Consider the following 26631-nt stretch of genomic DNA (forward strand, 5'->3'; position numbering starts at 1 on the left):
GCGTGTCAGATCCGCACGTTGCCACGCGGCCCGGCAATCGCCCAGATGATCAGGCCCAGTACCGGCAACAGCAGGATCAGCAGCACCCAGAGGATTTTCATCCCGGTTTCCGCGCCACTCTTGAGTACATTGATGATCGCCCAGATATCGAGCGCCAGGATGATCAGGCCGACCAGGCCGTTGAAGGTGGAACCCATGGTGTCGCTCCCAAATGGTGATGTGCACACTTAGGATAGCGGGCCCCAGGCAAGGGTTCCGTTTTATTGCTTCAGACGTGAACCGCGACCTTGAGGGCTTCCAGGGAGGGCGCGGCGGCAATGCCGACCTCGGCACACAGCTCCAGCACCCGCGGCACATCGTTGCCGTACACCAGCACCATCTGCAATTCATCGTCGAGCAACTGGCTGAAGTTCATCAGCACGTAGCCACCGTTTTCCTTGTTCAGGCTGCTCATCTGGATCTGTATGCGGTTGAGCGCGGTCAGGGCTTCGGTTTTCGCCAGTTGCTTGGGCTTGAGGTTGAACGCCACGCCGGGGCCGAACGAGGCGACGATCTGTTCGAACAGGTCCACGTAGGTGTCGGCCTGGAACAGCACGGTGTCCGGCAGGCTGCCCACCACTACCCACTCACCCAACGGGATCGGGAACGTGTCGTCGTAGTTGATATCGGGGTTGGCCGCCAGGAAAACCGCCGTATCGGCGTAGGCCTGGGCCGCTTCGTCAGCGATTTTCGCGATGTCCGCCTCGCCGAGGCAGCCGGAGCTGATTTTACCGATGAGTTCGATGAGGGCGGCTTTCATGGCGGTGAATCCTGTGGCGAAGGGTGTTTTGAGGGCGGGCAGGATAACGCATTCGCTTGCGGATTAGGATTGGAGAAGGACCTGTGGCGTTGTGGGAGCAAGGCTTGCCCGCGATGAAAACAACGCGGTCTCTCTGGAACCGAGGTGCCTGTATCGCGAGCAAGCTTTGCTCCCACAGTCTTTCAGGCCAACAACTTTTCCAACTGCGCCGTGGTGTCCACCGCGCCCATGGTCTTGGCGGCATCAAGGGCCGAGACGCCGTTGGCATCCTTGGCTTTCGGGTCGGCACCTTTGCCAATCAGGTAGTCGACGATTTCCACGCGGTTGAACATCGCTGCCATCATCAGCGCGGTACGACCATCGAAGGAGGCGCCTTCCACTTGCGCGCCGCCCTCCACCAACGCCGAAACCACTGCCAGGTCGCCCTTGAACGCCGCGCCGGCAATCGGGCTCTGGCCGTTGTCGTTGCGGATTTCCGGATCGGCCTTGTGCTCCAGCAACACTTTCACCGTTTCCACATGCCCGTGGTAAGCGGCCAGCATCAACAAGGTGTCGCCCTTGTGGTTACGCAGGTTGGGCGGCAGGCCCTTGCTCAGCAACGCAGCCATCATGGCCGCATCACCCTGGCGTGCGACGTTGAACACCTGTTCGGCAAACTCCGCAGCCTCTTCCGGGGTCATCTGGCGGCTTGTATCGGACATGGGAAACTCCACTCGGCTCTTCGCAAAGCGGCTAGTTTCACGAGGGACCCGGGCGCTGTCATCCCTTTTTTCACTGTGGCCGTCATAGCCAGAATCAATAACGCAATTGTCCGCCCTGAATCCGAACTGCCAGCTGCCGATCCACCCGCACGTAAGTATCGGTGCCCGGCAACCAGGCGTAGACCGGCTCATCCCCGGTGACGCATGGGTCGAATGCTTCGGCCTTGAGGCGGGTCTTCTGGTACTTGAAGGTGCCGGTGGTGTCCATTTTCACCTTGATGCGCAGGAACAGCGGCACGGCATAGGTTGGCAGCTTGCATTGCAAAAACTGCAACAACTCGCTGAAGTCCAGGGTCGCCAGGGATTCGGACGGGGTGATTGCCGCCATGCCCGCACGGCCATTGGTGCCATTGATCTCCACGCCATAAGCCACTGCCTCGGCCACCTGCGGATGTTGCAGCAGCACATTTTCGACTTCCGTGGTGGAGACGTTTTCGCCTTTCCAGCGATAGGTGTCGCCGAGGCGATCAACAAACTGCCCATGCCCGAAACCAATGTTGCGCAACAGGTCTCCGGTATTGAAGTAACGATCGCCCGGCGCAAAGACATCCCGGCAGATGGTTTTTTCGGTCAAGGCCTGATCGGTGTAGCCATCCAGTGGCGCCTTCTCATCGATCCGCGCCAGCAACAGACCCGGTTGGCCCCTGGGCACTTTTTGCATGCGACCTTGCAGGTTGCGCAACGGCAGGCCGCTGGCATGATCGTACTGCACCAGCTCCCAGCCCATCAGGGAAAACCCGATGGTGTTGTCGAAATTCAGGATGTTGGTGAAACCGATATTGCCGTCGCTGGCGGCATACAGCTCACAGATGTGGTCGATGCCAAACCGGCTCTTGAAGGTCGACCAAGCCCCGGGGCGCAGTCCGTTGCCGATCATTTTCTTCACACCGTGGTGACGGTCATCGGCAGCGGCAGGCTGATCGATCAGGTAGCGGCACAACTCACCGACATACCCCAGCGTGGTCGCCCGGTAACGGCGTACGTCGCTCCAGAACTGGCTGGCGCTGAACTTGCGCCGGATCGCGAACCCCGAGGCCCCACATATCGCCGCGCCCCAGCACACGCACAGGCCGGTGGCGTGGTACAGCGGCAAGGTGCAATACACGACATCGTCGGGCTGCATGTCCAAGGCGATCAGGCCGAAGCTGGTGGACGTGCGCATCCAGCGACCATGGCGAAACACCCCGGCCTTGGGCAGCCCGGTGGTGCCCGAGGTATAGAGATAAAAACAAGGGTCGTTGCAGAAAACCTGCCGGCTGCACGCCGGGTTATCGCTCGGGTAATCCTCGCTGCCAGCCATCAGGTCGATGAAACCGGATGGGGCATCGGACGGGATATCGGCACTGTCCTGATCCGCCAGCCACCAGGTCCTGCTGCTCGACAGTGTGGTTCGTTCTCGTATGTCGTTGAAGGCCGCGACCCGTTCATCCCCCACCACCACCGCGACCGGGCTGACCAGGGCCAGGCTGTGCACCAGCGCATCGCCGGTTTGCGAGGTGTTGAGCATGGCACTGACCGCGCCGACCTTGGCCATTGCCAACACGCTGATCAATAGCTGTGGCCGGTTCTCGATGAATATCGCCACGCAATCGCCCTTGCCGATGCCCTGGGCCAGCAGGTAATGGGCGATGCGATTGGCCTGCGCGTTGACCTGTGCATAACTCAACACCGTCTCGCCGCACAGCAGTGCCGGGCCCTGGGGATTGCGTTGCGTGGCCTGTTCGAAACACCAGCCCAGGCCGCAAGGCTGGGTCGGGTCCTGGACGTTGGCCAGCTTCATGCCTTTGACGATTCGGGGGACGGCTTTGGCAATGGCTGGCAGCTTGCGCAGCATCATGCCCCAGGTAATCGCGTCGCTGGGTGTACGACTCATGGTGATCTTCCCCGTTCGACCTCGTGGGTCTCGGTTCTTGTTATCGGGCAGCAGGTGATTTTGGCTCGAAAGTACGCTGGCAATTGCGGCGCTGTACACGCGGTTTTTGCAATGTTTTGTATCCGCTGCCCGAGACAGGCGAAGCGCGAGCACCGGGAAACGATTTGGTTCCAAAAATCATTGCCCGACCACGCAAAATGCAGGATGCACGATGGCTATTCATGCAAGATGCACGAAATCAAAAATACAGAAAAAATATAACTATATGTTTTTAAAGGATTTTATATAAAGCCGAATGCTGGCACAGACAGTGCAACTCCCCCTCCACGGTTTGCCATACCATGGAGCAGTCAACTATGAACATGATTCAAGAAAAGTTTGCGTCCCTGTTTTCCAACTACGAAGTGACCACCCAGCCCCGCCCGGATGGCGGCATTCTGCTGACCTTGCGTAATAGCGACGGCAAGCTGTTCAAACGCACGATTTCCTACGCTCAACTGCATGCGGGGGATCAGTTGTCCTGGGCGATCAGCGCGATTCGTCGTGACCTGGCTGAACAGGCTAGCGAGTTGCCACAGATCACCTTGTTGCAGAGCCAGCATCGGTTTGCTTTGCCGACTTACCATAGCGCTTGAGCCTGCTGGAAAAACGCGGAGCTGCTTGCTCTTGCTTGAAAAAACGGCGCTTCTTTCAGAAATGGGGAGCGCCGTTTTTTTGCGCCTTGGGAAAGCCCGCTTCGGTGTGTATATCCGTTTCTTCGGTAATGGCTGCTGACGGTTCCGCTCTTACAGCGGCTCACTTTTGAGAAGCCCGGAAGCCGGCCCAGTCAAAAGTAAGCAAAACGCTCCTGCCCCACCACTTGGCACCTCGCCTAGGCTCGCCATCCATGGCCCAGCGCGGCTATCCCGGCATCCATGCCGGGATGCCCACTCCACAATGCCTGCGTTCGGCCAGCGTGGTTAACGGGGCGCCGAGATCAACGTCCACCGCGAGGCGGCCTAACAGCCGACCTGGCTCTCCTGGTCGTACACCCGTTAGATCTGTGGGAGCAAAGCTTGCTCGCGAAAGCGATGTGTCAGTTTGCGGTGATGTTGGATGTGCCGGCCTCATCGCGAGCAAGCTCGCTCCCACAGGGGATCCTGGGTGTTCATGAGTTCTGTGTTCACTGCAGCCCATTGTGGGAGCGAGCCTGCTCGCGAAGGCGATGTCACAGTCGATGAAGATGTTGGATGTGCCGGCCTCTTCGCGAGCAAGCCCGCTCCCACAGGTTTTGCGGTGCACATGGATTTTGTATCTGATGAAGATCCAATGTGGGAGCGAGCTTGCTCGCGATACAGTGGGCAACCCGGCATGGATGCCGGGTTAGCCGCGCTGGGCCCAGAGTGTGTAAAAACAGAAAAAACATCGTCGGCACGTAGTGCCGACAGGTGTTGGCCAACTGATTAAAACCTGAAGGGTTCCTGTAGCTCCAAGCGGCCCCTACGAACGCTAGCAAGGCTTCATAGCTTGATTAACGGGGCAAAACGGCAGGCTTTCAGGCCGCCAGCGCCTTCATCAGACCCTGCGCACCAAGGATTTTCATCACTCTTTTCCAATTGTAAGCGAGCACATTCAAGCTCATTTCAGTGCTGACCCCAGCCAGCCGCCGTGTCAGAAAATGCGTCGCTCCCATCCATTGCTTCAGCGTCCCGAAGGGGTGCTCGACCGTTCGCTTGCGGATGTTCATCATCTGCGGCTCATTGTTCAGCCGGGCCTGCATTTCCTCCAGTAACGCCTCATGTTCCCAGCGCCGAATTTTTCGCTCTCTGGCCGGTGTGCATTGCGCCTTTATCGAACAGGCTCGGCAGTTGGAGTGCCAGTAAACGTCCAGCTTCTTGCCCTTGTCGACGTAAGAGTTGCGCCAGATCAGCACTTGCTTGGCGGGGCAGACGTAGACATCTTTGTCTGCGTCGTAAACAAACTCGTCATTGCCGAAACGGCCATCAAATTTGGCCCGCGAGCTCAGCGTTTTCGGCACATAAGCTGTGATCCCTGCCTCGTGACAGGCCAGGATTTCTACGCTTTTGTAATACCCTCGGTCCGCCACCACCGACAACGATTCGATTTGCATCGCCTCACGGGCCTGCTGGGCCATCGAGCTAAGCTGATCACGGTCGTGACCGACATTGGTCACCTCGTGCGCAACGATCAAATGGTGTTTGGTATCGACTGCTGTCTGCACGTTGTAGCCCACGATGCCATGACCGCTCGTCATCATCATCGAGCGCGCGTCCGGGTCGGTTAGCGAGATCTGTTTGTCCGGCGATGCTTCAAGCTGTATTTCAATCGCTTGGAGTGCCTTCATCTGCTCCTTCAATTTGGCGATTTTCTCTTCCAGGCCGCCTTTGGGCCCTGAAGACTTGGGCTCTTCCCGATCAGCCTCATCCAGGGCTTTCAGATAACGGGCAATGCTTGACTCGATGTCTTCCATCCGGCGCTTCAGCTTGGCGCTGGTAAAATTGCGGTCGCGGTTGTTCACCGCCTTGAATTTACTGCCATCGATGGCAACGAAATGCTCCGAGAACAGCCCCAATTGTTGACACAACACGACGAACTGCCGACAGACTCCTCGAATGGCCTTTCCGTTGTCTTTGCGGAAATTGGCGATGGTCTTGAAATCCGGCATCAGGCGACCGGTCAGCCACATCAGCTCGACGTTGCGCTGCGCCTCGCGCTCAAGGCGCCGGCTTGAATGGATACGGTTGAGATAGCCGTAGATGTAGATCTTCAGCATGACTGCAGGGTGGTAAGCCGGTCGGCCCGTTTTAGCGGGGACAGCGCTGTCAAAACCCAAGCTGATCAGGTCGAGCTCATCCACGAAGACATCGACAACGCGCACCGGATTGGTGTCGCTGACGTAGTCGTCCAAGCTCTCGGGGAGCAAGGTAGTTTGATCTCGGTGTTCACCTTGGATGAAGCGTTTCATGGGCAGCCCTTGCGATGAAGTCCTGGGGAATCATAGCAAGGGTTGGCTTCGGGGTTTTTACACACTCTGGGCCATGAATGGCCCTTCGCGGCGGCCCACGGAGCAATGCTGGAGCGAGGCACCGAGTGGTGGGGCAAAGCGCTTTTGGTTACTTTTGGCTGGTCCGGCTCCCGGCTCTTCCAAAAGTGACCCGCCGTAAGGGCGGAACCCTAAGTAGCCGTTACCGCAGCAACGGATATACACACAAGCTCAGGGCACCACCAACGCAGGTCAGTCTTCCAGACGAGGAAACCGCCGAGCAATATCATCCCCCGTAACCTCAGCAACCAACCCCTGCAAATCACCAGACAAACGAATCGTAACGAAATGCGGCCGCTCCCCCCTGTCAAACCAATGCGGCATACCAGCAGGCACCGTTATCAAGTCATTCCTTTCACACAGCACCGCGTAGACATAATCCCCAACGTGCAGGTTAAACAAGCCACGACCGGCAACGAAAAACCGCACTTCATCCTGGCTATGGCGACACTCATCGAGCTCCCCAGCCTGTTCCGGCTGATCGCTGCTGACACTGACAACATCGACCGCAACATAACCCCGCTCAGTCATCACCCCATCGATCTGAGCCTGGTAAGCCGCAATGATGTCCTCCTCACTGGCACCCGGCTGGATTTTCACCGCCGCCTCCCAACGGGCAAAGTGAATACCTTGTTCAGCCAGGGTCGCGGCAATGTCCTCGACGTGGGTCAACACTTTGTTCGGAATGTCTGGGCTCGAAACGTGATAGACCGACAGGCTGCTCATGACAAAGGCTCCAGCAAATTAATGGTTCGAAGGCTCATGGCCGGTCCTCTTGCATACGTGTGGCAATGATAACGGCTGCCGCGAAAGCCGCGAGGCTGGCGAGGCTGAATGTCCAACTGGCACCCAAGGCGTTCCAGCTATAGCCGGAATACAACGCGCCCAAGGCCCCGCCCGTACCGGCCAGCGCCGCATACAGCGCCTGCCCCTGGCCTTGCTGGCGAGGACCGAAGCTGCGTTGCACGAAATGGATGGCGGCGGCGTGAAAACTGCCGAAGGTCGCCGCGTGCAGCACCTGGGCGAGCAACAATACCCAGAGAAACTCGGCCAGCGAGCCCAACAACAACCAGCGCAACGCCGCCAGCAGGAAACTCGCCAGCAGTACCCGGCGCACGGAAAACCGCGCCAGGATCCGGCTCATCAGCAGGAACACCAAAACTTCCGCCACCACTCCGAGGGCCCAGAGCAGGCCGATCAGCCCGCGACTGTAGCCCAGGTGTTCGAGGTGCAAGGTCAGGAAGGTGTAATACGGCCCGTGGCTCACCTGCATCAGGCCCACACACGTGTAGAACGCCAGCACGCCAGGGTTGCGCAGTTGCCGCAGGAACCCTTCCCCTGCGACGCGCGGCCCCTGCAGTGGCTGGGCGTTGGGCACCCAGAAGCTGGCGAGAACGATGCCGGCCATGATCAACACCAGCGCCACCGGGTAGATGTCCAGGCTCAGCCATTCGAACAAACGGCCGAGCGCCACCACGGTGATGATGAAGCCGATGGAGCCCCACAGGCGGATCTGGCTGTAGCGCGAGGCCTGCCCGCCGAGATGGGCCAGGGTGATGACTTCGAACTGCGGCAACACCGCGTGCCAGAAGAACGCATGCAGCGCCATGACCATCGCCAGCCAAGCGTAGCTTTTATCGATGAAGATCAGCGAGAAGGCCAGCAGCGTGCAGATCGCGCCAAACCGCACGATCGCCAGGCGTCGGCCGGTGTAGTCCCCCAGCCAGCCCCAGATGTTCGGCGCCACGCAGCGCATCAACATGGGAATCGCCACCAGCTCGCCGATGCGCGCCGCGTTGAACCCCAGGTGATCGAAATACAGCGCCAGGAACGGCGCCGTCGAACCGAGCAGCGCGAAATAGAACAGATAGAAACTGGAGAGCCGCCAGTACGGCAGTGCCGCCATGGTCGTCAGGCCACGGCGGTCGGCAGGCCAACCATCAAAGCTGCCCCAGCACCGGAGTGCTGACGCGAACGTCGGCGTTCTGGCCGCGATGACGCAGAAGGTGATCCATCAGCACGATCGCCATCATCGCCTCGGCGATGGGCGTGGCGCGGATGCCGACGCACGGATCGTGACGGCCCTTGGTGATGACGTCCACCGGGTTGCCATGGATGTCGATGGAGCGGCCCGGCGTGGTGATGCTGGACGTTGGCTTCAAGGCCAGGTGCGCCACGATCGGCTGGCCCGAGGAAATGCCACCGAGGATGCCGCCGGCATTGTTGCTCAGGAAACCTTGCGGGGTCAGTTCGTCACGGTGCTCGGTGCCGCGCTGGGCAACGCAGGCGAAACCGGCGCCGATCTCCACGCCTTTCACCGCATTGATGCTCATCAGCGCGTGGGCCAGCTCGGCGTCGAGGCGGTCGAAGATCGGCTCGCCAAGGCCAGGCATCACCCCTTCGGCGACCACGGTGATCTTCGCGCCGACCGAATCCTGGTCCCGACGCAGTTGATCCATGTAGGCCTCAAGTTCTGGCACCTTGTCCGGGTCGGGGCAGAAGAACGCGTTCTGTTCCACCGAGTCCCAGGTCTTGAACGGGATTTCGATGGGGCCCAACTGGCTCATGTAGCCACGAATGACGATGCCCTGGCTGGCCAGGTACTTCTTGGCGATCGCCCCGGCCGCCACGCGCATGGCGGTTTCCCGCGCCGAGCTGCGACCGCCGCCACGGTAATCGCGCTCACCGTATTTGTGGTGGTAGGTGTAGTCGGCGTGGGCTGGGCGGAACAGATCCTTGATGGCCGAGTAGTCCTTGGACTTCTGGTCGGTGTTGCGGATTAACAGGCCGATGGCGCAGCCGGTGGTGCGCCCTTCGAACACGCCAGACAGGATTTCGACTTCATCGGCTTCCTGGCGCTGGGTGGTGTGGCGGCTGGTGCCGGGCTTGCGGCGGTCCAGGTCACGCTGCAGGTCGTCCAGGGAAATCTCCAGGCCCGGCGGGCAGCCGTCGACAATGGCGACCAACGCCGGGCCATGGCTTTCGCCCGCGGTGGTGACAGTGAACAGCTTGCCGTAGGTATTGCCGGACATGCAGGGTGCTCCGTGAAATCGCTGAGAGACTCAACCTTGGATTCGTAATGCGCGCCAGTATACGCAGGCTCCCCGCGTAGTTCATCCTCGAACCTTATCGGCGGCCACCAGTCCAACCGGCACCTTCGCAACTAATGGCGTGATGATGTTAAAGCTGCTTGCCTTAAGCCTTACCTTGTTCACCGGCCTGTTTTGCGGCCTGGCCCAGGCCACGGTGCTGCAACGCCCAATCAGCCTCGATACGGGCAATGGTGAGCTTTTCGGCTCGTTGTTGCTGCCCAAGTCCGACACGCCGGTGCCGGTTGTCCTGATCATTTCCGGGTCAGGTCCTACAGATCGCGACGGCAACAACCCCGACGGTGGGCGCAACGACAGCCTCAAGCGCCTGGCCTGGGTCTTGGCCAAACACAACATTGCCAGCGTGCGCTATGACAAACGCGGTGTAGCGGCCAGCCTCGCGGCGACACCGGACGAACGCAACCTGAGCGTCGAGGCCTATGTGGCCGATGCCGTGGCCTGGAGCCACAAGCTCGCCGCCGATCCGCGACTGGGCCCGTTGATCCTGCTGGGCCACAGCGAAGGCGCATTGATCGCCAGCCTCGCCGCGCCCCAGGCCAACGCGGCGGCGGTGATTTCGCTGTCTGGCAGCGCCCGACCGATCGACCAGGTGCTGCGCCAACAACTGAGCAACCGCCTGCCACCGCCGCTGATGTTGCGCAGCAACGAGCTGCTCGACAGCCTCAAGGCCGGTCGACTCGATGACAACGTACCGGCACAGCTGCAGGTCATTTTCCGCCCCAGCGTGCAGCCCTACCTGATCTCGCTGTTCCGCCAGGACCCGGCCCAGGCCTTCGCGGCGTTGAAAATGCCGGCCTTGATCATCCAGGGCAGCAGCGATATCCAGGTCAGCGTCGACGACGCCAGGCAGTTGAAAGCCGCCAAGCCCGATGCCGAACTGGCGTTGATCGAGGGCATGAACCACGTGATGCGCATCGTGCCCAACGACGTGAAACGGCAACTGGCCTCCTACAAGGATCCCAACCTGCCCCTGGCGGCCGAGCTTGGTTCGCGAATTCTGCGTTTTATTGACTCGTTAGCCGCGCGTTAGGCGGTTTTAGTCGATTTAGCTTCAGGACTGGCAAAAACGGCCGATAGCCCGGTGTCGGGCAGCGCTATGGCTGCCGACCCGCCGGCCTGGACAGGATTTTTGCCGTTATGACTGAAACTGAAACTTCTCCCAACACCGCTGCCGAAGCTCCCGCCTCGCCTGCGGTAGAGCTGCCGTGGGCCGACGTGCATACCGAGCATCACAAAATGCTCCGGCTGGCGCCGCTCAAGACCGACCGCGCCACCGGTGTGCGGCCGCTGCGGTTTGTCGAGTTCAGCTATGTCGAGCGCCACAGCAAGGAACGCAGCCTGCTGCGCATGAGCATCCAGTTGCCGAACCAGCGCGTGCGCAAGGAACAGAATCACCTGGACGTCTGGGCCGACCACGTCGAAAAACGCCTGTTTTTTTCCCCGGACAACCTGCAAGTCGAGCCGTCCAACCGTGGCATCGGCCGTTTCCTGGCGGCCCAGGGCATCACCTGGGCCAAGAAACGCTGGTCGGCCTACCGGGTAGACGGCACCGACCTGGATAACAAGGACGCCCTGAACGAAGACACTCGCCTGCGCCGCGACCGCTTTCTCAAGGCCCAGGGCTTCGAGGTGGTCTATGCCGATGCCCAGCACCTCAAGGGCAGCGTCAAGCCAACCCACGTTGGCGATCTGCTCGGGGACTGGAACACCGAGAAGCTGCAATTCGTGGAAATCCTTGAAGCGGCGCAGATGCTGCAACAGGCCGAGCAGAACCTGGCGGAACAGGAAGTCAAACTCAAGCAGCAGGAAGAAAAGGTCACCAAGTTCAAGCGCGAAGACGCCGGCCTGCGCTTCACCATCACCTGCCTGGTGGCCTTCGCCATGTTCCAGGCGGGGTTGCTGATCTGGATTGCGACGCGGCATTAAGCCCGACAGCGCCTGAACAACCCTGTGGGAGCGAGCTTGCTCGCGATAGCGGTGAATCAGCCAACTTCAATGCTGCTGATCCGACGCCATCGCGAGCAAGCTCGCTCCCACAGTGGGTGCACCCAGATGGATAAGGGGGATCAAACCCGCGAAGCAAACAACCCCTGGTGTTGGCGGCACTGTTCGGCACTGAGCATGAACACACCATGGCCGCCGCGTTCGAAGTCGAGCCAGGCGAAATCGACTTCCGGGTACAACGCCTCGACGTGCACCTGGCTGTTGCCCACCTCGACAATCAACAACCCCTTCTCGGTCAGATGATCGGCCGCCTCGGCCAGCATCCGGCGCACCAGGTTCAAGCCGTCATCGCCACAAGCCAGGCCCAGCTCCGGCTCGTGCTGGTATTCCTGCGGCATGTCGGCGAAATCTTCCGCATCGACGTAGGGCGGGTTCGACACGATCAAGTCGAAACGTTGCCCCGGCAGACCGTCGAAACCATCGCCCTGGACCGTGAACACGCGCTCATCGACGCCATGGCGCTCGATGTTCTGGTTGGCCACTTCCAGCGCTTCGAACGACAGGTCGGCCAGCACCACCTCGGCCTCCGGAAATTCATAGGCACAGGCAATGCCGATGCAGCCGGAACCGGTGCACAGATCAAGAATTCGTGCCGGCTCCTGGCCCAGCCACGGCTCGAAATGCTTTTCGATCAGTTCGCCGATGGGTGAGCGCGGAATGAGCACGCGCTCGTCGACGATGAACGACATCCCGCAGAACCAGGCCTCACCCAACAAATAGGCGGTTGGCACACGCTCGGTGATACGCCGGCGCAGCAGGCGCTGCACATGGACCAGTTCTTCGTCTTCAAGACGGCAGTCCAGATAGCTGTCGGCAATTTCCCATGGCAGGTGCAATGCGCCCAACACCAGTTGCCGGGCTTCGTCCCACGCATTGTCGGTGCCATGACCGAAAAACAGATCCTCCCCATGGAAACGGCTGACGGCCCAACGGATATGGTCGCGCAGGGTACGGAGACGGGAAGTGATCACGGCGGCAAACTCCAGAAAAATCGACGGGCGAGTCTACCAGCCAAACGCGGCCCCACCCAAACACACCCCGATGACGAACGAAAAACCCCGGACCAATCGTAGGAATTATCCGTTTTTTGATCCGCCTATTGAACAAGATGAGCATCTTGACAAGGCTGTAGGCCAGCAACGGCGGCCCTTGCGATGGAAGCGATTCACAGAACCGCTCAGCCAGAGGACAATGTCGCAAAAGCCCCACTCGAAGGAGCCCCAGAATGTCCGTTCCAAAAACGATGTTTCAACTCAGCGGCCGTGGTTATGCAGCGGCCAACCTGAGTCAAGCGACCCTGATCATCATCGATGCCCAGAAAGAATACCTCGCCGGCCCCCTGGCCCTGAGCGGCATGGATGCAGCCGTCGCGAACATCAAGCAATTGCTCGGTGCGGCCCGTGCAGCCGGTCGGCCGATCGTGCATGTGCGCCACCTGGGCACCCATGGCGGGCTGTTCGATCCGCAAGGCGAGCGCGGGGAGTTCATTCCCGGCCTCGAACCCCAAGCCGACGAAACCGTGATCGAAAAGCTGCTGCCCAGCGCCTTCCACGGCACCGAGTTGAAAAAGCGCCTGGAAGACTTCGGCCCCCTGGACCTGATCGTGTGCGGGTTCATGAGCCACTCCAGCGTCAGCACCACCGTGCGCGCCGCCAAGAACCTGGGCTTTCGCTGTACCCTGGTGGAAGACGCCTGCGCCACCCGCGACCTGCCATACAAGGGCGGCGTCCTCAGCGCCGAACACGTTCAGCAGACCGAAATGGCGATCATGGCGGACAACTTCGCCACCCTGGCGTTGACTCGTGACTTCATCTGATTCGCCTTGATGAGCGGCCACTCCCGCCGCTCATCCGCAAAAGCCTCTCATTTGCCGCAATTGCCATACTGTCAGGAACAACCCGAACATCTTCCGGTCGAAGGGCCGATACCCATTGAGGAAGGTCGGAATGAAGTTATCCGATGGTTTTGACGCACGTCGCTTGCGGCCCAAGGGCCCGAGCAACTGGCGGTTTCGTTTTGGCGCGGCAATCGCTGCGCTACTGGCAACATTCGGTGTGCTGCTGGCCATGGCCGGTGCCGCCAGCCTGCTGGGCCGCCCGCCCGCACTGGGTGAGTTGAACGCCACTCCGCTGGGTTCGGCGATCATCCTGGCAGTCGGTCTTTTCGTGTTGTTACTGGGCGTCTGGCTCTGGCGCCGCTGCCGCCGTCGCGCCCGCCAATCCCTGGAGCTGGCCATGGCTCCGCACCTGATGAAAAAGCACGACTGACCCGCCATCCGACGTTTTGTCGCGCCTGATCCCGCCAGAGTTGGGTAAACTGGCCGGCCTTCGCGGAGGCTGACATGCAAGACGACGACTTTTCCCTGTTCAAAAGTGCGATCCAGGGCGTAAAACCGATCAAGCACGACCGCGCCGAAACCGGCAAGCCCAAGGCCGATCGCGCGCAAATCGCCAAGCTGCGCCAGGCCGCCACCGTGCGCACCGACGCTACGACCGTGGATGGCCTGTCCGATCAGTTCGTGATCGACGTCGGACCGGAAGACGAGTTGATGTGGGCACGCGACGGTGTCCAGGAAAGCCAGATGCGCAAGCTGAAGGTCGGCCAGATCCCCTTCGAGGGCAGCCTCGACCTGCACGGCATGAGCGTTGAAAAAGCCCGGGAAACCCTTTGGGCATTCCTGGCCGAAGCCACCAAGTTCGAAATCCGCTGCGTGCGCGTCACCCATGGCAAAGCCGTGCGCCTGGACGGCAAGCGGCCGATGATCAAGAGCCACGTCAACACCTGGCTGCGCCAGCACCCACAAGTGTTGGGCTTCACCTCCTGCCAGGCAAAACACGGCGGCGCCGGGGCGGTCTACGTGATGCTCAAGCGCACCATGATGGAAGGCCGCGACGAATAGCCCTCGCTTGCCGAGCTTGCAGCGCCGTGTCCGCCACCGTACCCTTGCCCTTTGCGTAAAATCCCACAGGTAGTTTCATGTCTCTGGAACAGAATTACACCGCGATTCTCGGCCAACTGGGCGAGGACGTTTCCCGCGAGGGCCTGCTCGACACGCCCAAGCGTGCTGCCAAGGCCATGCAGTACCTCTGCCGCGGTTATGAACAGACCCTGGAAGAAGTCACCAACGGTGCCTTGTTCAGCTCCGACAACAGCGAGATGGTGCTGGTCAAGGACATCGAGTTGTACTCGTTGTGCGAACATCACCTGCTGCCTTTCATCGGCAAGGCTCACGTGGCCTACATCCCGAGCGGCAAGGTGCTGGGGCTGTCGAAAGTCGCGCGCATCGTCGACATGTATGCGCGTCGCCTGCAGATCCAGGAAAACCTCAGCCGCCAGATCGCCGATGCGGTCCAGCAAGTGACTGGCGCCCTGGGCGTGGCGGTGGTGATCGAGGCCAAGCACATGTGCATGATGATGCGCGGTGTGGAAAAGCAGAATTCCTCGATGATCACCTCGGTGATGCTCGGCGAGTTCCGGGAAAACGCCGCCACTCGCAGCGAATTCCTCAGCCTCATCAAGTAATCCGTCGCACGAAGAAAACCGGCATTGATCGCCGGTTTTTTTTCGCCTGTGAAAAATCAGGTAAGCTGCGCGCCCTCTTCTTCCCTGCCGCGAGGCTTAATACCGTGATCGTCAAAGCGCTTCGGGTTGGCTTGGGCCAGCTCATCATCTTCATCGACTTCATCACCCGCCCGGGCAAGAAACAGCGCCCGACCGAGGCCCAGGCGCAGGTCGAGCAGGCCGCTCGCAGCCTGACGCTGTATCAGTTCCACGCCTGCCCGTTCTGCGTGAAAACCCGCCGCACCCTGCGCCGCCTCAACGTACCCGTGGCCCTGCGCGATGCGAAAAACAACGAGCAGGATCGCCAGGCCCTGTTGGAGCAAGGCGGCCGGATCAAGGTGCCGTGCCTGCGGATTGAAGAAAATGGCGAGACCACCTGGATGTATGAGTCCAAGGTGATCATTGATTATCTGGATAAGCGGTTCTCGGCAGCCTGATAGTTTTCTAGTGCGACGACTGGCCTCATCGCGAGCAAGCTTTGCTCCCACAGGGGGCCTTGGTGAACACTGGATTTGTATTCACCATTGTCCCTGTGGGAGCAAAGCTTGCTCGCGATGGGGCCAGTCCAGTCACCACATAAGTCAGGCTGCTTTTACCGCCAACGCCTCCCGCACCACCCCCGCCAACCGCTTGAGCCCTTCATCCAACCGCGCCGGATCGATGTGGCTGAAGTTCAAGCGCAAGTGCCCCGGATGCTGGTCCGGTTCAGGGAAGAACGGTTCCCCCGGCATGAACGCAACGTCGGCCGCCAGCGCGGCGGGGAGCAAGGTGCGGGTGTCCAGCGGTTGCCTGAGAGTCAGCCAGAAAAACAACCCACCCTGGGGCACGCTCCAGTCCGCGATGTCGGCAAAATGCTTGTGCAGCGCCGCCTGAAAGCGGTCGCGACGATCCCGATAGAAATCCCTCAACTCACTCAAATGGCTGCGGTACTGCTCGGTGCCGATCCATTGCAGCGCCTGCCATTGGCCGATGCGATTGGTGTGCAGGTCCGCCGACTGCTTGAGCCGCAGCAGGTGCGGGAACAGATCCGGGCTGGCGATCAGGTAGCCCACCCGTAGCCCCGGCAACAGGGTTTTCGACACGGTGCCGGTGTAGATCCAGCTGGCCTTCTTCAAGCGACTGACAATTGGCGTGGCACTGCCGCCATCGAACGTCAGCTCGCGGTAGGGTTCGTCCTCGATCAGGGTCACGTCGAACTCGTCCAACAGCGCCGCCACCGCATCGCGCTTGGCTTCGCTGTAGCGCACCGCCGAGGGGTTCTGGAACGTCGGGATCAGGTAGATGAACGCTGGCCGATGCTGCTCCAGGCGGGCCCGCAACTGTTTCAGGTCCGGGCCGTCGGCCTCCAGGGGCACGGTGATGCAGTCGGCGCCGAACAGCTGGAAAATCTGCAACGCCGCCAGATACGTCGGCGCTTCGAGCATCACTTGCGTACCAACGTCGATGTGCAGCTTGGCCGCCAGGTCGAGGGTTTGCTGGGAACCGCTGACCACCAGCACCTGACTCGCCTCACAGGCCACACCCAGCGCCCGCGCCTGGGCCGCCAGGGCTTCGCGCAGGGCGGGTTCGCCTTCGCTCATTCCGTACTGGCCCATGGACAACGGCATGGCCGCCCATTCCACTTTCGGCAACATGGCTTCGGCCGGCAGGCCGCCGGCGAACGACATCACTTCAGGGCGCTGCGCCGCCGCAAGGATTTCTCGAATCAAAGAACTTTTGAGGCGCGAGACACGTTCGGAAAAAGCCATGGAGGTCACCTGTAGCGGGGCACGGGAAGAATAAGTCAAACTGATTGACCGAAATTACGCCGACCTCTACGGATACGTCAATATGCTTGACCTTAAAAACCCGACTTCCCAACAAATGGCCATGGAAGCGTTTTTCTTCGGTTACCAGGCGTTCACCGCCAAGGCCGATGAAATGCTCGAGCGCCGCGGGTTGAGCCGGGTGCACCAGCGCATCGTTTTTTTCATCGCCCGCTACCCGTCATTGAGCGTGAAGGAATTGCTGGCGGTACTCGGGGTGAGCAAGCAGGCGCTGAACATGCCGTTACGACAACTGATGGAAATGCATCTGGTGAACAGCGTCGCGTCCGAGACCGACAAGCGCAAGCGGCTGCTGGAACTGACAACCGAGGGCGAACGCTTCGAACAGGCATTGCGGCGTGAGCAGGTGAAATTGCTGGAGCGGGTGTTTGCCGAGGCCGGGGAAGCGGCGGTGGATGGGTGGTTGGCGGTGAATCTGGGGCTGGGAAAGGGTCAGGTGGCTGTCGACTGAGTTTCCTCTGCAAGCTGTGTATTGCCCGGTCTATCGCCATCACGGGCAAGCCTTGCTCCCACAGAGGGTCTCAGCGGACACCTGCTGGAAGCAAAACTGTTCCCACAGAGGGTCAGTGGACGCCCGCCGTGGGAGCAAAGCTTGCTCGCGATAGCGTCCGCCAGGGCGATATATCCCTATCGCCCGACATTTCGTCGACAACACAGAAAACATTATTTGCTTTATTTGTATACAAAAGCATAATTCGCTTCGTGCGAGTTCCTGACCAACAGGTCAACATACTTCGCCAGCCTTACCTGCCTCAGCGCATCGCAGCCACCCCCAGGGCGTGTGCGGTGCTGGAAATAACAATAAGACTCTTGAGGAGTACTCGCTGTGGAAAGCCGCAAACCCGAAGCCCGGACGCTGGACCTCTCGCCGCCACTACGCAGTGGCTGGCTGGAGCGCATCTTCAAACTCAGCTTGCATGGCACCACGGTGAAGACCGAGCTGATCGCCGGCCTGACGACCTTCATCACCATGGCCTACATCATCTTCGTCAACCCCAACATCATGGCCGACGCCGGCATCGATCACGGTGCCGCGTTCGTCGCCACCTGCATCGCCGCGGCCCTGGGCTGCCTGTTGATGGGCCTGTACGCCAACTGGCCGGTGGGCCTGGCGCCAGGTATGGGCTTGAACGCATTCTTCACCTACACCGTGGTCGGCACCATGGGCTACAACTGGGAAACTGCGTTGGGCGCGGTGTTCGTTTCCGGTGTGTTGTTCATGGTCCTGACCCTGTCACGGGTGCGGGAGTGGCTGCTCAACAGCATTCCGGTGAGCCTGCGGTTCGCCATGGGCGCGGGGGTCGGGTTGTTCCTCGGGCTGATCGGCCTGAAAACCGCCGGGATCATCGTCGACAGCCCCGCCACCCTGATCAAGCTCGGCTCGTTGCGTGAGCCCGGTCCATTGTTGGCCGCAGTGTGCTTCCTGATGATCGCCGTGCTCAGTTATCACCGCGTGTTCGGCGCAATCCTGATCAGCATCATCGCCGTGACCCTGGCCGGTTGGGGCCTGGGATTGGTGCAGTACAACGGCGTCATGTCGACACCGCCGAGCCTGGCCCCCACCTGGATGGCGATGGACGTGGCCGGTGTGTTCAACGTCAGCATGATCAGCGTGGTGCTGGCCTTCCTGTTCGTGCACATGTTCGACACCGCCGGCACCCTGATGGGCGTTGCCCAGCGCGCCGGCCTGGTGAAAGCCGATGGCAAGATCGAGAACCTGTCCCGCGCCTTGAAAGCCGACAGCGCCTCCAGCGTATTTGGCGCCATGGTCGGCGTGCCGCCGGTGACCAGCTACGTGGAAAGCGCCGCTGGTGTGGCCGCCGGTGGCCGCACGGGGCTTACCGCGGTGACCGTCGGTGTGCTATTTATTGCCGCCATGTTCTTCGCACCGCTGGCCGGGATGATCCCGGCCTACGCCACGGCCGGGGCCTTGATCTACGTTGCCATGCTGATGATGGGCGGCATGGCCCACATCGAATGGGACGAGGCGACTGACAGCATCCCGGCCATTGTCACGGCCATCATGATGCCCCTGACGTTCTCGGTCGCCGACGGTATCGCACTGGGTTTCATCACCTATGTGGTGCTCAAGGCAGGCACCGGTAAACACAAGGAAATCTCCGTCAGCCTGTGGGTGCTCTGCGCGATCTTCATCGCCAAGTTCATCTTCTTGTAAGCGGCACCGTATTCACCCGCCTCACCCAATGGGTGAGGCTTTTGTACATCAGGAGCAAAGCAATGAATCTGGAAACCTGGCTGTTGTTCAGCGGTGCCGCCTTGGTGGTGATCCTCATCCCCGGCCCGTTGTCGTTGTTGATGATCGGCAATAGCCTGAACTACGGCCTGCGCCGCTCGTATCCGGCATTCCTGGGTGGCGTGATCGCTTCGATCTGCCTGCTGAGTGCCTCGGCGCTGGGGCTCGGTGCGTTGTTGATGGCATCGGAACAGCTGTTCAGTGCCCTGAAGATTGTCGGTGCCCTGTACCTGTTTTACCTGGCCTGGCAGAGCTGGCAGCAATCACGCCAACCGTCCCAAGGCGCCGACGTGCCCCAGGCCGCAGCCGTCCCGCGCTTTCGCGCCCTCTTCGGCCGGGCGTTCGTATTGGGCGCCAGCAACCCGAAAGACATCCTGTTCTTCGCCGCTTTCCTGCCGCAATTCTTGAGCGCCGAACAAGCATTCCTGCCACAACTGCTGATCATGATCGCCACCTGGACCGTACTCGACCTGCTGTGCAAATTGGCCTACGGCCTTGGTGCCCATGGCGCGGCGCGGTATCTGCGTACGGGGAAAGGCCAGGGCTGGTTCAACCGCATCAGCGCAGGATTATTTGGCGGTGCGGGCGCAGCCTCCTTGTTGAGCCGCTAAAAAAGCAAAAGCATCGCGAGCAAGCTCGCTCCCACAGGTTTTTTGTGAGCGGCAAAATCCAGTGTGGGAGCGAGCTTGCTCCGGGCGGCGATCCGACGATGAGTCCCTCCCAGACAGCCCATTTCCACGGACGAAAAAAAGCCCGCAGTGTGAGCGGGCGAAAACCAAAGAAGCGCCATGCGCAGTCGCTTCCAGGACAAGGCAGCTGCTTGGGGGTCAGCTGCCCCGATAGGTGGAATAGGCGTAAGGCGAAATCAGCAGGGGCACGTGGTAATGATCCTGTTCGGCCGAAATGCCGAAGCGCAGCACCACCACATCCAGGAACGCCGGCTCGGACAGCTCGACACCACGGGCGCGGTAGTAATCACCGGCATGGAATTGAATCTGATAGACACCCGAACGGTAGTCATCCCCTTGCAGCAGCGGTGCGTCGCAGCGACCATCGCTGTTGGTCTGCGCACTGGCGACCAGTTGCAGTTGCGAACCTTCCACGCGGTACAACTCGACCTTGATCGAGCTGCCCGGGCAGCCGTGTGCAGCATCCAAAACGTGAGTAGTCAAACGTCCCATTGATTGTGCGCGCCTCGCTGCTGTGCAGTCCGGCCCGACGCCTCCTGAATCAGTTGAAAGACAGGCCGCACCGTTTCGGAGCACGAAACGCCACGGCGATGAGCGAATTAAGACACTTTAAAAGAAAATTGTACACAATAAAAAACAGATATTTAGTCCATGCATGTTCCGACAAAGGTTCCTGCCCAATCTCAAGCCAAACCAACGGATACGCCATTCTTCCAGCCATTAATTGACCAGATGGGCAGGTTTCTTGCAGTGTAGACAAACCGGGGACTGCGGTGAAAAATGCAAAAAATCAGGCTTACAAATCGCACATAAAGTTGTATACAATCACTCCATCGTCGTGACGCCAGCCCATGATCCATCATCAGGGCGCCACCCACATGGTTCGAACAAGAAGGAAAACTGCAGTGAGCGCTGACTACCCACGCGACCTGATCGGTTACGGCAGTAACCCTCCCCATCCCCAGTGGCCGGGCAATGCCCGCATCGCCCTGTCCTTCGTGCTCAATTACGAAGAAGGCGGCGAGCGCAACATCCTGCATGGCGACAAGGAATCCGAGGCGTTCCTCTCGGAGATGGTCGCGGCGCAACCGCTGCAGGGCGAGCGCAACATGAGCATGGAATCGCTTTACGAGTATGGCAGCCGTGCCGGGGTCTGGCGGGTCCTCAAGCTGTTCAAGGAATTCGATATCCCGCTGACCATTTTCGCCGTGGCCATGGCCGCCCAGCGCCATCCGGACGTGATCCGCGCCATGGTTGCCGCCGGTCACGAAATCTGCAGCCACGGTTATCGCTGGATCGACTACCAATACATGGATGAGGCCCAGGAACGCGAGCACATGCTCGAAGCGATCCGCATCCTCACCGAAATCACTGGCGAGCGTCCGCTGGGTTGGTACACCGGTCGCACCGGCCCCAATACCCGCCGGCTGGTCATGGAGGAAGGCGGTTTTCTCTATGACAGCGACACCTACGACGACGACCTGCCCTACTGGGAACCGAACACACCCCACGGCAAGCCGCACCTGGTGATCCCGTACACGCTGGACACCAACGACATGCGCTTCACCCAGGTGCAGGGTTTCAACAAGGGCGATGATTTCTTCCAATACCTCAAGGACGCCTTCGACGTGCTGTATGCCGAAGGCGCCGAAGCCCCCAAGATGCTCTCCATCGGCCTGCACTGCCGCCTGATCGGCCGCCCTGCCCGACTCGCGTCCCTCAAGCGCTTCCTTGAATATGCCAAGGGTCATGAACAGGTCTGGTTCAGCCGTCGTGTCGACATCGCCCGCCACTGGCAACAGACTCACCCGTGCCCGCAAGCTTCGAAACCAGGAGCTTCGAAATGACTGCCTTCCAGACCCTCAAGCCATCCACCTTGAGCCGTGAAGCCTTCGTCCGGGCTTTTGCCGATATCTACGAACATTCGCCATGGGTCGCCGAAAAGGCTTTCGACCTGGGCCAGGACCCGTCGATCGACCAGATCGAAACCCTGCACCAGCGCATGAGCGACATCCTGTTGAGTGCCGATCACGCCAGCCAACTGGCCCTGATCAACGCTCACCCGGACCTGGCCGGCAAAGCCGCCGTCCAGGGCCAACTGACCGAAGCCAGCACGAACGAACAGGCCGGCGCCGGTATTCACCAATGCTCGAGCGATGAGTTTCAGCGCTTCACCGAGCTGAACGACGCCTACAAGGCCAAGTTCAAGTTTCCCTTCATCATGGCGGTAAAAGGCAGCAACCGGCATCAGATCCTCGCGGCGTTCGAAACGCGCATCCATCATTCGGTAGACACCGAATTCAAATGCGCGCTGGCAGAGATCAACAAGATCGCGTTGTTCCGACTACTGACCCTTTAGCGAGCAGTCCTGAGCCCCAGGATCCTGCAAGCATCCCCAGCCAACTTATTTAAAGGCAGACAAGAAGAATGAAAGCTTACGCCGTACCTTTCGAGAAGTTCGTCAACCTGGCCGACGCCCGCCTCGGCACCAAGATCATTTCGGTCACCGATGACTGGTTCGCCGACGCCAACCGTTTGTTCCAACCGACCCCGGCCGTATGGAAGGAGGGCGTGTTCGATGACAACGGCAAGTGGATGGACGGCTGGGAATCGCGGCGCAAGCGCTTCGAAGGCTATGACAGCGCGGTGATCCGCCTGGGTGTGGCCGGCTCGATCAAAGGCGTGGACATCGACACCTCATTCTTCACCGGTAACTACCCACCGTCGGCCTCCCTGGAAGCCTGCTTCCTGACCGAAGGCGAGCCAGACGAAAACACCCAGTGGACTGAAGTGCTGTCGGCCGTCGAGTTGCAAGGCAACAGCCACCACTATCACGAAATCAGTAACGACCAGGCCTTCAGCCACCTGCGCTTCAACATCTACCCCGATGGCGGCGTGGCCCGGTTGCGGGTCTATGGCATTCCGTACCGCGACTGGTCGGCCGTCGGCGACAATGAACAGATCGACCTGGCTGCCGCCCTCAATGGTGGCCGTGCCCTGGCCTGCTCCGACGAACACTTCGGCCGCATGAGCAACATCCTCAACCCGGGTCGTGGCGTGAACATGGGCGACGGCTGGGAAACCGCCCGTCGTCGTACCCCGGGCAATGACTGGGTGATCGTCGCCCTGGGCCATGCCGGCGAGGTCGAGAAAGTCATCGTCGACACCCTGCACTTCAAGGGCAACTATCCCGACAGCTGCTCGATCCAGGGCGCGTTCGTCAAGGGTGGCACCGACAGCCAGATCGAAACCCAATCGCTGTTCTGGCGTGAGCTGTTGCCGAGCCAGAAGCTGGAAATGCACGCCGAACATACCTTCGCCGAGCAGATCAAGGCGCTGGGGCCGATCACCCACATCCGCCTGAATGTGTTCCCGGATGGTGGCGTGAGTCGCCTGCGGGTGCTGGGCAAGGTGTCGAAGTAAGATTGCGATGATCGTTCCCACGCTCTGCGTGGGAATGCATACCGTGACGCTCCGCGTCACAGTGGACGCGGAGCGTCCATGGCGGCGTTCCCACGCAGAGCGTGGGAACGATCAAACTCAAAAGATTAAGAAGACCAGCATGCGCACACTCAAGATCGAACCGTTGACCAAAGAAGCCTTCGCCCCGTTCGGTGACGTGATCGAAACCGACGGCAGTGATCACTTCATGATCAACAACGGTTCGACCATGCGCTTCCATCGCCTGGCGACGGTGGAAACCGCCACGCCGGACGACAAGGCGATCATCAGCATCTTCCGCGCCGACGCGCTGGACATGCCGCTGACCGTGCGCATGCTGGAGCGCCATCCGCTGGGCAGCCAGGCGTTCATTCCGCTGCTCGGCAACCCCTTTCTGATCGTGGTCGCGCCACTTGGCGATGCACCTGTATCAGGCTTGGTCCGCGCCTTCGTCACCAACGGCAGGCAGGGCATTAATTACCATCGCGGCGTCTGGCACCACCCGGTGCTGACGATCGAAAAGCGGGATGACTTCCTGGTGGTTGATCGCAGTGGCACAGGCAATAACTGCGATGAGCATTTTTTCCAAGAGGATGAGTACTTGATCCTCGCCCCCCACCAATAAGAGAAGGTCCGATCACGCGAAGACAAGCGTGACGGGCGAGAGGTAAAGACTGTGGAAGCACATATGCTGGAATGGCTGAACCTGAGCGTGCGCTGGGTTCACATGATCACTGGCGTGGCCTGGATAGGCGCGTCGTTCTACTTCGTCTGGCTGGAAAACAACCTCAATCGCGTCAACCCCAGGAGCGGCCTGGCCGGTGACCTGTGGGCCATCCACGGTGGCGGCATCTACCACCTGGAAAAATACAAACTCGCGCCTCCCTCCATGCCGGACAACCTGCACTGGTTCAAGTGGGAAGCCTACTTCACCTGGATGTCCGGCATCGCGCTGTTGTGCGTGGTGTTCTATTGGAACCCGACCGTCTACCTGCTGGCCCCCGGCAGCAGCCTGAGCGGGCCCGAAGGCGTCGCCCTGGGCCTCGGTTCGTTGCTCGTCGGCTGGTTCGTCTATTCCTTTCTTTGCGACTCGGCCCTGGGCAAGCGCCCAGCCCTGCTCGGCGTGATCCTGTTCGTGCTGTTGATCGCCGCGGCCTACGGGTTCAGCAAGGTGTTCAGCGGTCGCGGCGCCTACCTGCACGTCGGGGCGGTCATCGGGACGATCATGGTCGGCAACGTGTTCCGCATCATCATGCCGGCCCAGCGTGCACTGGTGGCGGCCATCGCCGAGAACCGCACGCCCGATCCTGCACTGCCGGCCAAGGGTTTGTTGCGTTCGCGCCACAACAACTACTTCACCTTGCCGGTGCTGTTCATCATGATCAGCAACCATTTCCCGAGCACCTACGGCAGCCAGTACAACTGGCTGATCCTGGCCGGGATCGCCGTAGCGGCGGTGTTGGTGCGCCACTACTTCAACACGCGCCATGACAGCAACCGCTTTGCCTGGACGCTGCCGGTCGGAGCCCTGGCGATGATCTGCCTGGCTTATGTCACAGGTCCCAAGCCCATGCCCACCGCACCGGAGGTGGCCAAGGCTCCTGGCGTGATCGAGTACCAACCGTTGCCGGAAACGGCAGTGGGTGGTGGCGCAAAACCGGCGACGGCCCCCGCCGCACCGACAGCGGCGCCCACCCAGGCCGCCAACGCCCAGGGCCCTTCATTCGAGAAGGTCCACAGCGTGATCCAGGAACGCTGCTCGGTCTGCCATTCGGCCAAGCCCACCAGCCCGCTGTTCAGCGCCGCACCAGGTGGGGTGATGTTCGATACGCCAGAGCAGATCCAGCAACAGGCCGCGCGCATCCAGGCCCAGGCCGTGACCAACCAGATCATGCCCCTGGGCAACATCACCCAGATGACCCAGCAGGAACGCGACCTGATCGGCGCGTGGATCAACCAGGGCGCGCGGACCAACTGAGCCGCGCCCCAAATTCGCCGCGAATGCGCCGTTGCAGGGCACTTGAGCCCGTCAGGGCAAGCCCGTACCCTGCGCGGCCGTTCGCATCCGAGCACTGTAAAAATCATCGAATCCTGACCGAGACGCCAGCTTATCCCAGCATCACGGGGGATATCGGGTGTCTCTGGAAAACACCTTTTTCGACTGTTCCAAATAGCTGGACGAGCCTTTTTTGACCTTGGCTCAGCTCTTGCTATCAGCACTGGCCACAAGCGAAAAGCTGACCGAACGGATGTTTTTAATCCGAGGAAAAAGGCGCCACACCAGAGCGCTGACCTGAAAAAAAAGCGGTACCACTTACCTTTGGGAGCAAACCGAATGAAACGTACGTGCACCAGCCTGATACTCGCAGGAGCCTTGTCGGCCGGGGGCCAAGCGATGGCCGACGACCTGTTCCAGTGGCAGAACAACAGCCTGACCTACCTGTATGGCAAGGATTTCCAGGTCAACCCGCGCATCCAGCAGACCGTGACCTTCGAACACGCCGACGCCTGGAAATACGGGGACAACTTCTTCTTCCTCGATCGGATCTTCTACAACGGCCAGGACGACAGCCAGTCCGGCCCGAACACCTACTACGGTGAGTTCAGCCCACGCCTGTCGTTCGGCAAGATCTTCGACCAGAAGCTGGAACTGGGCCCGATCAAGGATGTGCTGCTGGCCATGACGTATGAATTCGGCGAAGGCGACAACGAGTCCTACCTGATCGGCCCGGGTTTCGACCTGGCGATTCCCGGCTTCGACTACTTCCAGCTGAACTTCTACAACCGCCAGACCGAAGGCCCACGCGCCGGCGACAACGTCTGGCAGATCACCCCGACCTGGGCGTACACCCTCCCGGTGGGTTCATCCGACATCCTGATCGACGGTTTCATCGACTGGGTGGTGGACAACGACACCAACTCCAAGGGCACCTACCACGCCAACCTGCACATCAACCCGCAGATCAAATATGACCTGGGCAAGGCGTTGAAGCTCGGTGCCAAGCAGTTGTATGTGGGCGTGGAGTATGACTACTGGAAGAACAAGTACGGGATCGAAGACAGCGACGGGTTCAAGACCAACCAGAGCAATACCAGCTTCTTGCTGAAGTACCATTTCTGACCTGACTGAGCCTCAGGTTCAGAGCTCACCACAAATCCCTTGTGGGAGCGGAGCTTGCTCGCGAAAGCGGACCATCAGCCAACATCAATGTTGAATGTTCAGTCGCCTTCGCGAGCAAGCTCGCTCCCACATGGGTTTGTGTGTTGGAC

Annotated in this window: 28 protein-coding genes; 17 read left to right on the plus strand and 11 right to left on the minus strand. The window is 60.3% G+C overall.

Going from position 1 to position 26631, the window contains the following annotated elements; all coding sequences use genetic code 11:
* Positions 1-5 precede the first annotated feature (5 nt).
* From KI235_RS22230 to KI235_RS22245, 4 genes are all read right to left on the minus strand, one after another.
* Positions 6-197: a PLDc N-terminal domain-containing protein gene (locus KI235_RS22230; RefSeq protein ID WP_003204476.1), complete on the minus strand. Its 192-nt coding sequence runs from the start codon at positions 195-197 to the stop codon at positions 6-8.
* 71 nt (positions 198-268) lie between these two features.
* Positions 269-799, minus strand: coding sequence for a hypothetical protein (locus KI235_RS22235; protein ID WP_003204477.1), 531 nt, complete (start codon positions 797-799; stop codon positions 269-271).
* 182 nt (positions 800-981) lie between these two features.
* Entirely contained in the window at positions 982-1500 is a 519-nt protein-coding gene (locus KI235_RS22240; RefSeq protein WP_003204479.1) for an ankyrin repeat domain-containing protein, read from the minus strand.
* Between the two features lie 94 nt (positions 1501-1594).
* A complete protein-coding gene (locus KI235_RS22245; protein ID WP_212795302.1) occupies positions 1595-3433 on the minus strand; it encodes a long-chain-acyl-CoA synthetase in 1839 nt (612 codons plus the stop codon).
* Between the two features lie 356 nt (positions 3434-3789).
* Here KI235_RS22245 and KI235_RS22250 point away from each other — a divergent pair, with 356 nt between their 5' ends.
* Complete coding sequence (locus KI235_RS22250; protein WP_003204481.1) at positions 3790-4068, plus strand: DUF3509 domain-containing protein; 279 nt, start codon at positions 3790-3792, stop codon at positions 4066-4068.
* An 899-nt stretch (positions 4069-4967) separates the two neighbouring features.
* On the opposite strand, the gene KI235_RS22255 is transcribed toward KI235_RS22250, so the two are convergent.
* The 4 genes from KI235_RS22255 to aroC form a co-directional block, all read right to left on the minus strand.
* Positions 4968-6398, minus strand: coding sequence for an IS1182 family transposase (locus KI235_RS22255; RefSeq protein WP_212795278.1), 1431 nt, complete (start codon positions 6396-6398; stop codon positions 4968-4970).
* A 270-nt stretch (positions 6399-6668) separates the two neighbouring features.
* Positions 6669-7202 carry an acireductone dioxygenase gene (locus KI235_RS22260; protein ID WP_013694037.1) on the minus strand — a complete coding sequence of 178 codons (534 nt, stop codon included), beginning with the start codon at positions 7200-7202 and terminating at the stop codon, positions 6669-6671.
* Positions 7203-7236: 34 nt separating this feature from the next.
* Positions 7237-8382 (minus strand): MFS transporter, encoded by a 1146-nt coding sequence (locus KI235_RS22265; RefSeq protein WP_003204484.1) that lies wholly within the window; start codon positions 8380-8382, stop codon positions 7237-7239.
* 34 nt (positions 8383-8416) lie between these two features.
* Entirely contained in the window at positions 8417-9508 is a 1092-nt protein-coding gene (gene aroC, locus KI235_RS22270) for a chorismate synthase (protein WP_003204486.1), read from the minus strand.
* A gap of 142 nt (positions 9509-9650) precedes the next feature.
* On the opposite strand from aroC, the gene KI235_RS22275 reads away from it, so the two are divergent.
* On the plus strand, positions 9651-10616 hold the full coding sequence (locus tag KI235_RS22275) for an alpha/beta fold hydrolase (protein ID WP_003204487.1): 966 nt from the start codon (positions 9651-9653) through the stop codon (positions 10614-10616).
* Between the two features lie 107 nt (positions 10617-10723).
* Positions 10724-11512: an N-acetyltransferase gene (locus KI235_RS22280; RefSeq protein WP_003204489.1), complete on the plus strand. Its 789-nt coding sequence runs from the start codon at positions 10724-10726 to the stop codon at positions 11510-11512.
* 140 nt (positions 11513-11652) lie between these two features.
* Here the strand turns inward: KI235_RS22280 and prmB are convergent, their stop codons facing one another.
* On the minus strand, positions 11653-12561 hold the full coding sequence (gene prmB / locus KI235_RS22285; RefSeq protein ID WP_003204491.1) for a 50S ribosomal protein L3 N(5)-glutamine methyltransferase: 909 nt from the start codon (positions 12559-12561) through the stop codon (positions 11653-11655).
* Between the two features lie 254 nt (positions 12562-12815).
* On the opposite strand from prmB, the gene KI235_RS22290 reads away from it, so the two are divergent.
* From KI235_RS22290 to KI235_RS22310, 5 genes are all read left to right on the plus strand, one after another.
* Entirely contained in the window at positions 12816-13406 is a 591-nt protein-coding gene (locus tag KI235_RS22290) for a cysteine hydrolase family protein (protein ID WP_003204493.1), read from the plus strand.
* A 130-nt stretch (positions 13407-13536) separates the two neighbouring features.
* Positions 13537-13857 carry a hypothetical protein gene (locus tag KI235_RS22295; RefSeq protein ID WP_003204495.1) on the plus strand — a complete coding sequence of 107 codons (321 nt, stop codon included), beginning with the start codon at positions 13537-13539 and terminating at the stop codon, positions 13855-13857.
* A 74-nt stretch (positions 13858-13931) separates the two neighbouring features.
* Positions 13932-14489: a Smr/MutS family protein gene (locus KI235_RS22300; protein WP_003204497.1), complete on the plus strand. Its 558-nt coding sequence runs from the start codon at positions 13932-13934 to the stop codon at positions 14487-14489.
* A gap of 77 nt (positions 14490-14566) precedes the next feature.
* The gene (gene folE / locus KI235_RS22305) at positions 14567-15112 is read left to right on the plus strand and encodes a GTP cyclohydrolase I FolE (RefSeq protein ID WP_003204506.1); all 546 of its coding nucleotides are present in this window, start codon (positions 14567-14569) and stop codon (positions 15110-15112) included.
* Positions 15113-15216: 104 nt separating this feature from the next.
* The gene (locus tag KI235_RS22310) at positions 15217-15588 is read left to right on the plus strand and encodes a glutathione S-transferase N-terminal domain-containing protein (RefSeq protein ID WP_003204508.1); all 372 of its coding nucleotides are present in this window, start codon (positions 15217-15219) and stop codon (positions 15586-15588) included.
* Between the two features lie 144 nt (positions 15589-15732).
* Here the strand turns inward: KI235_RS22310 and KI235_RS22315 are convergent, their stop codons facing one another.
* Entirely contained in the window at positions 15733-16899 is a 1167-nt protein-coding gene (locus KI235_RS22315) for a PLP-dependent aminotransferase family protein (RefSeq protein WP_003204509.1), read from the minus strand.
* Positions 16900-16981: 82 nt separating this feature from the next.
* Between KI235_RS22315 and KI235_RS22320 the strand changes: the two genes are divergently transcribed.
* From KI235_RS22320 to KI235_RS22330, 3 genes are all read left to right on the plus strand, one after another.
* Positions 16982-17428, plus strand: a complete 447-nt coding sequence (locus KI235_RS22320; protein WP_003204511.1) for a MarR family transcriptional regulator — start codon at positions 16982-16984, stop codon at positions 17426-17428.
* Between the two features lie 375 nt (positions 17429-17803).
* Entirely contained in the window at positions 17804-19153 is a 1350-nt protein-coding gene (locus KI235_RS22325) for an NCS2 family permease (RefSeq protein WP_003204513.1), read from the plus strand.
* Positions 19154-19215: 62 nt separating this feature from the next.
* Positions 19216-19842 (plus strand): LysE family translocator, encoded by a 627-nt coding sequence (locus KI235_RS22330; RefSeq protein WP_003204515.1) that lies wholly within the window; start codon positions 19216-19218, stop codon positions 19840-19842.
* Positions 19843-20058: 216 nt separating this feature from the next.
* Here the strand turns inward: KI235_RS22330 and uraH are convergent, their stop codons facing one another.
* On the minus strand, positions 20059-20412 hold the full coding sequence (uraH, locus tag KI235_RS22335) for a hydroxyisourate hydrolase (RefSeq protein ID WP_003204518.1): 354 nt from the start codon (positions 20410-20412) through the stop codon (positions 20059-20061).
* 413 nt (positions 20413-20825) lie between these two features.
* Here uraH and puuE point away from each other — a divergent pair, with 413 nt between their 5' ends.
* The 6 genes from puuE to KI235_RS22365 all read left to right on the plus strand — a co-directional run bounded on the left by puuE (position 20826) and on the right by KI235_RS22365 (position 26482).
* Positions 20826-21767, plus strand: coding sequence for an allantoinase PuuE (gene puuE / locus KI235_RS22340; RefSeq protein ID WP_003204523.1), 942 nt, complete (start codon positions 20826-20828; stop codon positions 21765-21767).
* Positions 21764-22279, plus strand: a complete 516-nt coding sequence (gene uraD / locus KI235_RS22345; protein ID WP_003204525.1) for a 2-oxo-4-hydroxy-4-carboxy-5-ureidoimidazoline decarboxylase — start codon at positions 21764-21766, stop codon at positions 22277-22279. The genes puuE and uraD overlap by 4 nt, the downstream gene beginning before the upstream one ends.
* Before the next feature lie 68 nt (positions 22280-22347).
* Positions 22348-23343 carry an allantoicase gene (gene alc / locus KI235_RS22350; protein ID WP_003204527.1) on the plus strand — a complete coding sequence of 332 codons (996 nt, stop codon included), beginning with the start codon at positions 22348-22350 and terminating at the stop codon, positions 23341-23343.
* 139 nt (positions 23344-23482) lie between these two features.
* A complete protein-coding gene (locus KI235_RS22355) occupies positions 23483-23986 on the plus strand; it encodes an ureidoglycolate lyase (RefSeq protein WP_003204529.1) in 504 nt (167 codons plus the stop codon).
* A 51-nt stretch (positions 23987-24037) separates the two neighbouring features.
* Positions 24038-25339 (plus strand): urate hydroxylase PuuD, encoded by a 1302-nt coding sequence (locus KI235_RS22360; RefSeq protein WP_003204530.1) that lies wholly within the window; start codon positions 24038-24040, stop codon positions 25337-25339.
* Positions 25340-25696: 357 nt separating this feature from the next.
* On the plus strand, positions 25697-26482 hold the full coding sequence (locus KI235_RS22365; RefSeq protein WP_003204533.1) for an outer membrane protein OmpK: 786 nt from the start codon (positions 25697-25699) through the stop codon (positions 26480-26482).
* Positions 26483-26631: the final 149 nt, after the last annotated feature.

This window comes from Pseudomonas sp. St386, assembly GCF_018325865.1.
In the GTDB taxonomy this organism is placed as follows: Bacteria; Pseudomonadota; Gammaproteobacteria; order Pseudomonadales; family Pseudomonadaceae; genus Aquipseudomonas; species Aquipseudomonas brassicacearum.

What these genes read in the sequence shown, in the direction of transcription:
- KI235_RS22315 (WP_003204509.1), bottom strand. Translation starts at nt 16,899, where the DNA reads ATGGCTTTTTCCGAACGTGTCTCGCGCCTCAAAAGTTCTTTGATTCGA.
- KI235_RS22265 (WP_003204484.1), bottom strand. Translation starts at nt 8,382, where the DNA reads ATGGCGGCACTGCCGTACTGGCGGCTCTCCAGTTTCTATCTGTTCTAT.
- KI235_RS22275 (WP_003204487.1), top strand. Translation starts at nt 9,651, where the DNA reads ATGATGTTAAAGCTGCTTGCCTTAAGCCTTACCTTGTTCACCGGCCTG.
- KI235_RS22330 (WP_003204515.1), top strand. Translation starts at nt 19,216, where the DNA reads ATGAATCTGGAAACCTGGCTGTTGTTCAGCGGTGCCGCCTTGGTGGTG.
- KI235_RS22240 (WP_003204479.1), bottom strand. Translation starts at nt 1,500, where the DNA reads ATGTCCGATACAAGCCGCCAGATGACCCCGGAAGAGGCTGCGGAGTTT.
- KI235_RS22280 (WP_003204489.1), top strand. Translation starts at nt 10,724, where the DNA reads ATGACTGAAACTGAAACTTCTCCCAACACCGCTGCCGAAGCTCCCGCC.
- alc (WP_003204527.1), top strand. Translation starts at nt 22,348, where the DNA reads ATGAAAGCTTACGCCGTACCTTTCGAGAAGTTCGTCAACCTGGCCGAC.
- KI235_RS22300 (WP_003204497.1), top strand. Translation starts at nt 13,932, where the DNA reads ATGCAAGACGACGACTTTTCCCTGTTCAAAAGTGCGATCCAGGGCGTA.
- KI235_RS22365 (WP_003204533.1), top strand. Translation starts at nt 25,697, where the DNA reads ATGAAACGTACGTGCACCAGCCTGATACTCGCAGGAGCCTTGTCGGCC.
- KI235_RS22355 (WP_003204529.1), top strand. Translation starts at nt 23,483, where the DNA reads ATGCGCACACTCAAGATCGAACCGTTGACCAAAGAAGCCTTCGCCCCG.
- aroC (WP_003204486.1), bottom strand. Translation starts at nt 9,508, where the DNA reads ATGTCCGGCAATACCTACGGCAAGCTGTTCACTGTCACCACCGCGGGC.
- KI235_RS22235 (WP_003204477.1), bottom strand. Translation starts at nt 799, where the DNA reads ATGAAAGCCGCCCTCATCGAACTCATCGGTAAAATCAGCTCCGGCTGC.
- KI235_RS22295 (WP_003204495.1), top strand. Translation starts at nt 13,537, where the DNA reads ATGAAGTTATCCGATGGTTTTGACGCACGTCGCTTGCGGCCCAAGGGC.
- uraD (WP_003204525.1), top strand. Translation starts at nt 21,764, where the DNA reads ATGACTGCCTTCCAGACCCTCAAGCCATCCACCTTGAGCCGTGAAGCC.
- KI235_RS22250 (WP_003204481.1), top strand. Translation starts at nt 3,790, where the DNA reads ATGAACATGATTCAAGAAAAGTTTGCGTCCCTGTTTTCCAACTACGAA.
- KI235_RS22320 (WP_003204511.1), top strand. Translation starts at nt 16,982, where the DNA reads ATGCTTGACCTTAAAAACCCGACTTCCCAACAAATGGCCATGGAAGCG.
- folE (WP_003204506.1), top strand. Translation starts at nt 14,567, where the DNA reads ATGTCTCTGGAACAGAATTACACCGCGATTCTCGGCCAACTGGGCGAG.
- KI235_RS22260 (WP_013694037.1), bottom strand. Translation starts at nt 7,202, where the DNA reads ATGAGCAGCCTGTCGGTCTATCACGTTTCGAGCCCAGACATTCCGAAC.
- uraH (WP_003204518.1), bottom strand. Translation starts at nt 20,412, where the DNA reads ATGGGACGTTTGACTACTCACGTTTTGGATGCTGCACACGGCTGCCCG.
- KI235_RS22290 (WP_003204493.1), top strand. Translation starts at nt 12,816, where the DNA reads ATGTCCGTTCCAAAAACGATGTTTCAACTCAGCGGCCGTGGTTATGCA.
- KI235_RS22255 (WP_212795278.1), bottom strand. Translation starts at nt 6,398, where the DNA reads ATGAAACGCTTCATCCAAGGTGAACACCGAGATCAAACTACCTTGCTC.
- KI235_RS22230 (WP_003204476.1), bottom strand. Translation starts at nt 197, where the DNA reads ATGGGTTCCACCTTCAACGGCCTGGTCGGCCTGATCATCCTGGCGCTC.
- KI235_RS22245 (WP_212795302.1), bottom strand. Translation starts at nt 3,433, where the DNA reads ATGAGTCGTACACCCAGCGACGCGATTACCTGGGGCATGATGCTGCGC.